The sequence below is a fragment of the Streptococcus sp. LQJ-218 genome, assembly GCF_003428885.1.
Taxonomy (GTDB): domain Bacteria; phylum Bacillota; class Bacilli; order Lactobacillales; family Streptococcaceae; genus Streptococcus.
In genome coordinates, this window is record NZ_QQRU01000013.1 from 1 (window position 1) to 9,413 (window position 9,413).

Genomic DNA, 9,413 nt, shown 5'->3' on the forward strand with positions numbered 1-9,413 from the left:
GGGAATCGAAATTACAATCGGCGGATGAGAGAAACGAAGTTTCTCACCGTTGGCTGAGCTAGGCTCCATCCTTTGGGAGTTTAGCTCAGCTGGGAGAGCATCTGCCTTACAAGCAGAGGGTCAGCGGTTCGATCCCGTTAACTCCCATTTAAGCGGGTGTAGTTTAGTGGTAAAACTACAGCCTTCCAAGCTGTTGTCGCGAGTTCGATTCTCGTCACCCGCTTTGAACTTTGTTCAATTACCAAGTTTTTAACTTGGGCGCGTAGCTCAGGTGGTTAGAGCGCACGCCTGATAAGCGTGAGGTCGGTGGTTCGAGTCCACTCGTGCCCATAAAGTTTGGTCCGTTGGTCAAGGGGTTAAGACACCGCCTTTTCACGGCGGTAACACGGGTTCGAATCCCGTACGGACTATTTTGGAGGATTACCCAAGTCCGGCTGAAGGGAACGGTCTTGAAAACCGTCAGGCGTGTAAAAGCGTGCGTGGGTTCGAATCCCACATCCTCCTTTTGTATTAACGCGGGATGGAGCAGCTAGGTAGCTCGTCGGGCTCATAACCCGAAGGTCGTAGGTTCAAATCCTGCTCCCGCAATAAGGCTCGGTAGCTCAGTTGGTAGAGCAATGGATTGAAGCTCCATGTGTCGGCGGTTCGATTCCGTCTCGCGCCATTTATATATTTTGGAAGGGTAGCGAAGAGGCTAAACGCGGCGGACTGTAAATCCGCTCCTTCGGGTTCGGGGGTTCGAATCCCTCCCCTTCCATTTTACGGGCATAGTTTAAAGGTAGAACTAAGGTCTCCAAAACCTTCAGTGTGGGTTCAATTCCTACTGCCCGTGTTAATAGAATTATGGCGGGTGTGGTGAAGTGGTTAACACACCAGATTGTGGCTCTGGCATGCGTGGGTTCGATCCCCATCACTCGCCTATTTTATATTATTGGGGTATAGCCAAGCGGTAAGGCAAGGGACTTTGACTCCCTCATGCGTTGGTTCGAATCCAGCTACCCCAGTTACTATTTGCCGGCGTGGCGGAATTGGCAGACGCGCTGGACTCAAAATCCAGTGTCCGCAAGGACGTGCCGGTTCGACCCCGGCCGCCGGTATAGTGTAGAATTAAGGAACGTTGTAAATCTTCGTTCCTTTTTTGTACTATTTTTGCTATAATAATAGTTATTCAAATTTTATTTAGATTAATACTCTTCGAAAATTAAATTCAAACCACGTCAGCGTCGCCTTACCGTACTCAAGTACAGCTTGCGGCTAGCTTCCTAGTTTGCTCTTTGATTTTCATTGAGTATAAGAAAGAGTAGGATAGTATGTCTCGTTCTATCGATTTATTGAAACATCGGTATTTGAAAAATATTAAAGAAAACCCTGAATTGTTTGTCGGGATTGAGCTGGAATATCCTGTTGCAAATTTGGAAGGGGATGTTACAGATGTTGAAGTTATCAAACACTTATTCCGATATTTAGTTTCTGCTTTTGATTTTACTGTCGAAAAGGTTGATGATTTTGGAAACCCTATTCAGTTAGTGAATCCAGTAAGTCAGGATGCTATTTTATTTGAAGTTTCCTATACTACGATTGAGTTTGCATTTGGTAAGGCTGAAACGATACAAGAGGTTGAAGAACGTTTTAGTATTTATATGGAAGCAATCCAGAAGAAGTTAGCTGAATCAAATCATGCTATTGTTGGCTGTGGTATTCATCCCAACTGGGATAAAAATAAGAATTGTCCAGTGGCTTATCCACGCTATCAGATGTTGATGGATTATTTGAATTTGAGTTGCAATGTGACTGAGTCAGACTTACATCATTTCCCTGAATATGGGGCTTTTATCTGTGGGAGTCAGGTCCAGCTGGATGTTTCAAAGTCTAACTACTTACGGGTGATTAATGCTTTTACCCAAATTGAAGCGGCTAAGGCGTATTTATTTGCCAATTCTGAGTTTTCAGGTGAGGATTGGGATACGAAAATTGCAAGGGATATTTTCTGGGAAGAATCGATGCATGGTATCTATCCAGAAAATGTTGGAGTCAATGCTAGACTCTTTAAAGATGAGGATGATTTTTTTGATTATCTAGATCATTCTGCAATTTTTACTGCGGAACGTGATGGACAAACCTATTATTTTTATCCGATTCAGGCTAGGGATTATTTGGCTACATCTGAAATCCAAGCATATGCACTTAATGGGGATGAGATTCTTATTTACCCTCAAGAGAAGGATTTTGAAACCCATCGTAGTTATCAGTACCAAGACTTAACGACTCGCGGAACAGTTGAATTTCGTAGTGTGTGTACTCAACCTCTAGATAGAACCTTCGCTTTAGCAGCTTTTCACTTGGGATTGTTGGTTAATTTAGATAAGTTAGAAGCTTATTTAGAAACAGCACCTTTCTTTAAAGAATTTGGACGAAATTATAAGTTTTTAAGACGACAATTTTCTAAGAAGAAGCTTACAGATGAGGAAGAAATTGCGATCGTCGAGTTTTCAAAAGTCTTACTCCTTCTAGCTGAGGAAGGACTGGAGATGCGAAATAAGCAAGAAATGACCTATTTACAGCCTTTGAAAGAAGAATTGGGACTATAATTTCTCTTATAAAGGGAGAATTTTCTGAAAAATCATGATATAATGGAAGAGACTATAGATAAAGGATAGAGAGTAATGACATTAGTTTATCAATCAACGCGTGATGCCAACAATACAGTAACTGCAAGCCAAGCAATTTTGCAAGGTTTGGCGACGGACGGTGGTTTATTTACACCGCTTACTTATCCAAAGGTAGATTTGGACTTTGACAAATTGAAAGATGCATCTTATCAGGAAGTTGCTAGGTTAGTTTTGTCAGCCTTTTTGGATGACTTTACAGCTGAGGAGTTGGACTACTGTATCAACAATGCCTACGATAGCAAGTTTGATACTCCAGCTATTGCGCCATTGGTGAAATTAGACGGACAATATAACTTGGAACTTTTCCATGGTTCAACGATTGCCTTTAAGGATATGGCCTTGTCTATCTTGCCATACTTTATGACAACAGCTGCTAAGAAACATGGTTTGGAAAATAAGATTGTCATCTTGACAGCGACATCTGGTGATACTGGGAAAGCTGCTATGGCGGGCTTTGCGTATGTGCCTGGTACTGAGATTATCGTCTTTTATCCAAAGGATGGTGTCAGTAAGGTTCAAGAGTTGCAAATGACCACTCAGACTGGTGACAATACCCATGTTATCGCTATAGACGGTAACTTTGACGATGCTCAAACAAATGTGAAGCACATGTTTAACGATGTGGCTCTCCGTGAAAAATTGGCTACCAATAAGTTGCAATTTTCATCAGCTAACTCTATGAATATCGGTCGTCTGGTGCCACAGATTGTCTACTATGTTTATGCTTATGCTCAGTTGGTCAAGGCTGGTGAGATTGTGGCTGGTGATAAGGTCAACTTTACCGTACCAACAGGAAACTTTGGTAATATCTTGGCTGCCTTTTATGCTAAGCAAATCGGTCTTCCGGTTGGCAAATTAATCTGTGCTTCAAATGACAACAATGTTTTGACAGACTTCTTCAAGACACGTGTTTACGACAAGAAACGTGAGTTTAAGGTAACAACTAGTCCATCTATGGATATTTTGGTATCTTCAAACTTGGAGCGCTTGATTTTCCATCTTTTGGGTAATGATGCTGAAAAGACGGCTGAACTCATGAATGCCTTGAATACACAAGGACAATATGAGTTGACTGATTTTGATGCAGAGATTCTTGACCTTTTTGCAGCTGAATATGCTACGGAAGCAGAAACAGCAGCAGAAATCAAGCGTGTTTATGAGGCAGATGCTTATATCGAGGACCCTCATACAGCAGTTGCTTCGGCCGTATATAAAAAATACCAAGCGGCGACAGGTGATGTGACTAAGACCGTGATTGCTTCAACAGCTAGTCCTTATAAATTCCCAGTAGTTGCAGTAGAAGCTGTAACAGGGAAATCAGGCTTGACCGACTTTGAAGCCTTGGCACAGTTGCATGAGATTTCAGGCGTTGCCTTGCCACCAGCAGTGGATGGCCTTGAAACAGCTCCAGTTCGTCACAAGACAACGGTTGAAGCAGCAGATATGCAGACTGCAGTAGAAACTTATCTAGGACTTTAAAAGAGAGAAAGTAAACTCGGTTGGGAAACTAACTGGGTTTCTTTTCATCAGGAGGAAGGATTGTTTAAGAAAAATAAGGATATTCTCAATATTGCTCTGCCAGCCATGGGTGAAAATTTCTTGCAGATGCTCATGGGGATGGTAGATAGCTACTTGGTGGCACACTTGGGTTTAATCGCTATTTCAGGCGTATCAGTAGCTAGCAATATTATCACCATTTACCAGGCGATTTTCATTGCTCTTGGGGCAGCTATTTCTAGTGTTATTTCAAAAAGTTTGGGGCAGAAAAATCAGTCCAATTTGGCTTATCATGTGACTGAGGCGTTGAAGATTACCTTACTAGTAAGTTTGCTTTTAGGAGCTTTGTCCATCTTCGCTGGGAAAGAGATGATAGGACTTTTGGGGACGGAGAGAGATGTAGCTGAGAGTGGGGGACTCTACCTATCTTTGGTTGGCGGATCGATTGTTCTCTTGGGTTTAATGACTAGTCTAGGAGCCTTGATTCGTGCAACGCATAATCCACGTTTGCCCCTCTATGTGAGTCTTTTATCCAATGCCTTGAATATTCTTTTTTCAAGTCTAGCTATTTTTGTTCTGGATATGGGGATAGCTGGTGTAGCTTGGGGGACTATTTTGTCTCGTTTGATCGGGGTTGTAATTTTGTGGTCACAATTAAAACTTCCATATACGAGACCGACGTTTGGACTGGATAAAGACCTGCTGACCTTGGCTTTACCTGCAGCGGGAGAACGTCTCATGATGAGGGCTGGTGATGTAGTCATTATTGCCTTGGTTGTTTCCTTTGGAACGGAGGCAGTCGCGGGAAATGCAATCGGAGAAGTTTTGACCCAGTTTAACTATATGCCTGCCTTTGGTGTCGCTACGGCAACGGTCATGCTGGTGGCTCGAGCAGTTGGAGAGGATAATTGGAAAAGGGTAGCTAGTATGAGCAAGCAAACCTTTTGGCTTTCTCTGCTTCTCATGTTGCCCTTGACCTTTAGTATCTATGTCTTAGGCATACCACTGACTCATCTCTATACAACTGATCCTCTAGCGGTGGAGGCTAGTGTGCTAGTGACACTTTTTTCACTACTTGGTACTCCTATGACGATAGGAACAGTCATCTATACAGCAGTCTGGCAGGGTTTGGGCAATGCTCGGCTTCCCTTTTATGCGACAAGTATAGGAATGTGGTGTATCCGTATTGGGACAGCTTATCTGATGGGAATTGTTCTTGGTTGGGGCTTGCCTGGTATTTGGGCAGGGACTCTCTTGGATAATGGTTTTCGATGGTTATTTCTACGCTACCGTTACCAGCGTTATATGGGCTTGAAAGGATAGGAAATGCAAAAAACAGCTTTTATTTGGGATTTAGACGGAACTTTATTGGACTCTTATGAAGCGATTTTATCAGGGATCGAGGAGACGTTTGGTCAGTTTGCTATTCCTTATGATAAGAAGATGGTGAGAGAGTTTATCCTCAAGTATTCTGTGCAGGATTTGCTTGTGCAGGTGGCAGAAGAGAGAAAACTAGATGTGGAAGTGCTAAATCAGGTGCGGGCCCAGAGTCTGGCTGAGAAGAATGCTCAGGTAGTCTTGCTGCCAGGTGCGCGTTATGTGCTAGCTTGGGCAGACCAGGTAGGGATTCAACAGTTTGTTTATACCCATAAAGGGGACAATGCTTTTACCATTCTCAGAGACTTGAGTTTGGAATCCTATTTCACAGAAATTCTAACCAGTCAGAGTGGTTTTGCGCGGAAGCCAAGTCCAGAAGCAGCCACATATTTACTAGATAAGTATCAGTTGGATCCTGCTAATACTTATTATATAGGGGATCGAACTCTGGATGTGGAGTTTGCCCAGAGTAGTGGCATTCAAAGCCTCAACTTTTTAGAGTCGTCTTATGAAGACAATCATAGGATTCAAACGTTAGCAGATATTCCCCTTATTTTTAAGGCTAAGTGATAAAAAGATTGTGTCAGTTTTGTGACAGAGACTTAACAAACTATTTCAAGTAACCGAGTTTGTTACAAGGAATGGACAGTTTTGTTAAATAGGCCCGGGAGGGCTTTTTTTCTGCTCTTTTTGTGTTATGATAGACAGGTACTCATTTGAAAGGAATTTGAAAGAATGAAGAAACGAATATTATTAGCCTCAACAGTAGCCTTGTCATTTGCCCCTGTATTGGCAACTCAAGCAGAAGAAGTTCTATGGACTGCACGTAGTGTTGAGCAAATCCAAAACGATTTGACTAAAACAGACAACAAAACAAGTTACACCATTCAGTATGGTGATACCTTAAGCACCATTGCAGAAGCCTTGGGTGTAGATGTCACAGTTCTTGCGAATTTGAATAAAATCACTAATATGGACTTGATTTTCCCAGAAACTGTTTTGACAACGACTGTCAATGAAGCAGAAGAGGTAACGGAAGTTGAAATTCAAACTCCTCAAGCAGACTCTAGTGAGGAAGTGACAACTGCGACAGCAGATTTGACAACCAATCAAGTGACCGTTGATGATCAAACTGTTCAAGTTGCAGATCTTTCTCAACCAATTGCAGAAGCTCCAAAAGCGGTAGAAACTACAAGTACAAAAGAAGTAGCAACAAGTTCAGAAGTTACAGAGACAGTGACTGCTCCAGAAGAAGTCGCACCATCTACAGAAACTTTTGTTTCAGAGGAGCAAATAGCCGAAACAAGCAGTGCAGTTGCAGAATTAGCTCCTCAGGCAACGACTCCAGCTGAGAAAGATGAAACACAAGCAAGTCCTCAAGCTGAGCCAACAGTGGAAACAACTACAAGGTCAGTAGAAGAAAAAGCAATCGAAACCACTGTAACAAGTTCAGAAGAAGCTAAAGAAGCATCATCAAATGAAGCTACAACAGCAGTTTCTACTTATCAACCAGAAGAGGCGAAAACAGTTTCAACAACTTACGCGGCTCCAGCTGCACCCGATTATGCTGGACGGGCAGTAGCAAAAGCTGAAAATGCAGGCCTTCAACCACAGACAGCTGCCTTTAAAGAAGAAATTGCCAACTTGTTTGGTATTACATCCTTTAGTGGTTACCGTCCAGGAGACAGTGGAGATCACGGAAAAGGTTTGGCTATCGACTTTATGGTACCAGAAAGCTCAGAACTAGGGGATAAGATTGCGGAATACGCTATTCAAAACATGGCCAGCCGTGGAATTAGTTACATCATTTGGAAACAACGTTTCTATGCTCCATTCGATAGCAAATATGGACCAGCTAATACTTGGAACCCAATGCCAGATCGTGGTAGCGTGACAGAAAATCACTATGACCACGTTCACGTTTCAATGAATGGATAAACCTGACTTGGTAATATCATTTTGACGAATGAGATCTAGCTTTCATGATAGGAAGCAAGTCTCATTCGTTTTTTCTTTATCAATATGAATGGAGAATGGATAGTCAGTATTTTGTAATATTTCAAGCATGATTCTTGCAATCTATTTTACTTTGTAGTATACTTGACAAGTCAACTATTGATGAATCAATAGAAAGGAGAAAGAAATGTTAGAGATTCAAGATCTGCTTTATCAACTCCGCTTGTCTGAGCATGCGAGCACGCAATTGTTTGAAAAAAGACTTGGGATTAGTTTGACACGGTATCAGATTTTATTATTTTTGCTGAAGCATTCCCCTTGTAATCAAATAGCGGTTCAGGAGCGTTTGAAGATTGATCAGGCTGCTTTAACACGACATTTCAAGATTTTAGAAAAGGAAGGTTTAGTGGAACGTCATCGTAATCCTGAAAATCAGCGAGAAGTGTTGGTAGAGGCCACGAAGTATGCCAAGGAGCAGTTAGTGATGAATCCGCCTCTGCAGCATATCAAGGTTAAGGAAGAGATGGAAAGTATTTTAACAGATTCTGAAAGAACAGAACTCAGCCGTTTATTAAATAAATTGGTTTTGGGTATTGAAAATATAGAAATTTAAGGAGAAATAGATGTCAATTATTACAATCATTTTAGCAACGCTTGTTGCTTTGGAGCATTTTTACATTTTTTATTTGGAAAGTATTGCCACGCAATCAGATGCAACTAGTCGTGTCTTTAACTTGGAAAAGGAAGAACTGGCTCGTCCGTCTGTAAGTTCATTGTTTAAAAATCAAGGGATTTATAATGCTCTGTTAGGAGTTTTTCTCTTGTATGGGATTTATTTCTCACAGAATTTAGAAATTGTGACTATTTTTGTTTTATTTGTGATTAGTGCTGCGGCTTATGGCTCTCTCACAGCAGATAAGAAAATTATTTTGAAGCAAGGTGGGCCAGCTATTTTGACTTTGATTAGTATTTTACTCTTTAAATAAACTCAAAAATCAATCCTAGCCTCGCTAATCCTTTTTACTCCAGAATAAGGGAAATATGTTATACTTGTTTTTAATAAAATAGTTTCATTAAATTGGTTTTGAGGTGTTAGAAATGAAAGTATTAGTGACAGGTTTTGAGCCCTTTGGAGGGGAAAAGGTCAATCCAGCTTTGGAGGCCATTAAAGGTTTACCAGCTGAAATCCATGGTGCTGAGATACGTTGGCTAGAAGTGCCGACAGTCTTTCACAAATCGGCCCAAGTATTGGAAGAAGAGATGGACCGTTATCAACCGGACTTTGTCCTTTGTATCGGCCAAGCTGGTGGAAGGTCTAGCTTGACACCTGAGCGAGTAGCTATTAATCAAGATGATGCACGCATTCCTGATAACGAAGGTAATCAGCCGATTGACCTTCCCATTCGCACAGACGGTGCTCCGGCCTACTTTAGTAGTCTGCCGATTAAAGCGATGGTTCAAGCTATAAAAAAAGAGGGATTGCCGGCCTCTGTTTCCAATACGGCAGGGACTTTTGTCTGCAATCATTTGATGTATCAGGCCCTCTATTTGGTAGAAAAGAAATTTCCACAGGTTAAGGCAGGTTTTATGCATATTCCTTATATGATGGAGCAGGTGGTGAATCGACCGATCACTCCAGCTATGAGTTTAGTGGATATTAGGCGAGGGATAGAAGCGGCAATCGGCGCCATTATAGAACATGGAGATCAGGATCTCAAGTTGGTAGGCGGAGAAACTCATTGATAGAAAAAAGCTTGAGGGAACAATGTACTGACCCCCAAAAGTTAGACAATTAATTTATTCAAAGGATTTAGTTCTGTATTGCACAGGACTGAGTCCTTTTAGTTTTACCTTAATTCGCTTATTGTTGTAGTAATCAATATAGTCTACAATGGCTTGTTCCAATTGGTTAAG

Annotated in this window: 9 protein-coding genes and 12 tRNA genes; 20 read left to right on the forward strand and 1 reads right to left on the reverse strand. The window is 41.7% G+C overall.

The genetic code is table 11. The features are described from left to right. Positions 1-74: 74 nt before the first annotated feature. The 20 genes from D2908_RS09685 to pcp all read left to right on the forward strand — a co-directional run bounded on the left by D2908_RS09685 (position 75) and on the right by pcp (position 9,242). Positions 75-147 (forward strand) — tRNA-Val (locus tag D2908_RS09685). Positions 148-152: 5 nt separating this feature from the next. Beyond that, positions 153-223, forward strand: a tRNA-Gly gene (locus tag D2908_RS09690). Between the two features lie 33 nt (positions 224-256). Further along, a tRNA-Ile gene (locus tag D2908_RS09695) sits at positions 257-330 on the forward strand. Between the two features lie 8 nt (positions 331-338). Continuing rightward, positions 339-410: transfer RNA gene (locus D2908_RS09700), tRNA-Glu, on the forward strand. Between the two features lie 4 nt (positions 411-414). Continuing rightward, positions 415-504 (forward strand) — tRNA-Ser (locus tag D2908_RS09705). Between the two features lie 10 nt (positions 505-514). Then, a tRNA-Met gene (locus D2908_RS09710) sits at positions 515-588 on the forward strand. A 3-nt stretch (positions 589-591) separates the two neighbouring features. Beyond that, positions 592-664 (forward strand) — tRNA-Phe (locus D2908_RS09715). A gap of 12 nt (positions 665-676) precedes the next feature. Next, positions 677-757: transfer RNA gene (locus D2908_RS09720), tRNA-Tyr, on the forward strand. Positions 758-761: 4 nt separating this feature from the next. Beyond that, positions 762-832 (forward strand) — tRNA-Trp (locus D2908_RS09725). 14 nt (positions 833-846) lie between these two features. Further along, positions 847-919: transfer RNA gene (locus tag D2908_RS09730), tRNA-His, on the forward strand. 13 nt (positions 920-932) lie between these two features. After that, positions 933-1,004 (forward strand) — tRNA-Gln (locus tag D2908_RS09735). 9 nt (positions 1,005-1,013) lie between these two features. Next, positions 1,014-1,097, forward strand: a tRNA-Leu gene (locus tag D2908_RS09740). Positions 1,098-1,310: 213 nt separating this feature from the next. Beyond that, positions 1,311-2,588, forward strand: a complete 1,278-nt coding sequence (locus D2908_RS09750) for a gamma-glutamylcysteine synthetase (RefSeq protein WP_117306713.1) — start codon at positions 1,311-1,313, stop codon at positions 2,586-2,588. A gap of 75 nt (positions 2,589-2,663) precedes the next feature. Further along, complete coding sequence (gene thrC / locus D2908_RS09755) at positions 2,664-4,148, forward strand: threonine synthase (protein ID WP_117306714.1); 1,485 nt, start codon at positions 2,664-2,666, stop codon at positions 4,146-4,148. A 60-nt stretch (positions 4,149-4,208) separates the two neighbouring features. After that, the gene (locus tag D2908_RS09760) at positions 4,209-5,489 is read left to right on the forward strand and encodes an MATE family efflux transporter (protein ID WP_117306716.1); all 1,281 of its coding nucleotides are present in this window, start codon (positions 4,209-4,211) and stop codon (positions 5,487-5,489) included. Between the two features lie 3 nt (positions 5,490-5,492). Continuing rightward, the gene (locus D2908_RS09765; protein ID WP_117306717.1) at positions 5,493-6,113 is read left to right on the forward strand and encodes an HAD family hydrolase; all 621 of its coding nucleotides are present in this window, start codon (positions 5,493-5,495) and stop codon (positions 6,111-6,113) included. 165 nt (positions 6,114-6,278) lie between these two features. Further along, positions 6,279-7,481: a LysM domain-containing protein gene (locus D2908_RS09770; RefSeq protein ID WP_117306719.1), complete on the forward strand. Its 1,203-nt coding sequence runs from the start codon at positions 6,279-6,281 to the stop codon at positions 7,479-7,481. Between the two features lie 205 nt (positions 7,482-7,686). After that, complete coding sequence (locus tag D2908_RS09775) at positions 7,687-8,112, forward strand: MarR family winged helix-turn-helix transcriptional regulator (RefSeq protein ID WP_165847502.1); 426 nt, start codon at positions 7,687-7,689, stop codon at positions 8,110-8,112. Between the two features lie 10 nt (positions 8,113-8,122). Beyond that, complete coding sequence (locus tag D2908_RS09780; RefSeq protein WP_117306721.1) at positions 8,123-8,485, forward strand: DUF1304 domain-containing protein; 363 nt, start codon at positions 8,123-8,125, stop codon at positions 8,483-8,485. Between the two features lie 112 nt (positions 8,486-8,597). Next, positions 8,598-9,242 carry a pyroglutamyl-peptidase I gene (gene pcp, locus D2908_RS09785; RefSeq protein ID WP_117306722.1) on the forward strand — a complete coding sequence of 215 codons (645 nt, stop codon included), beginning with the start codon at positions 8,598-8,600 and terminating at the stop codon, positions 9,240-9,242. A gap of 54 nt (positions 9,243-9,296) precedes the next feature. On the opposite strand, the gene D2908_RS09790 is transcribed toward pcp, so the two are convergent. Next, positions 9,297-9,413: IS3 family transposase (locus tag D2908_RS09790; protein WP_165847503.1), on the reverse strand; the 117-nt coding region annotated here is incomplete at its 5' end.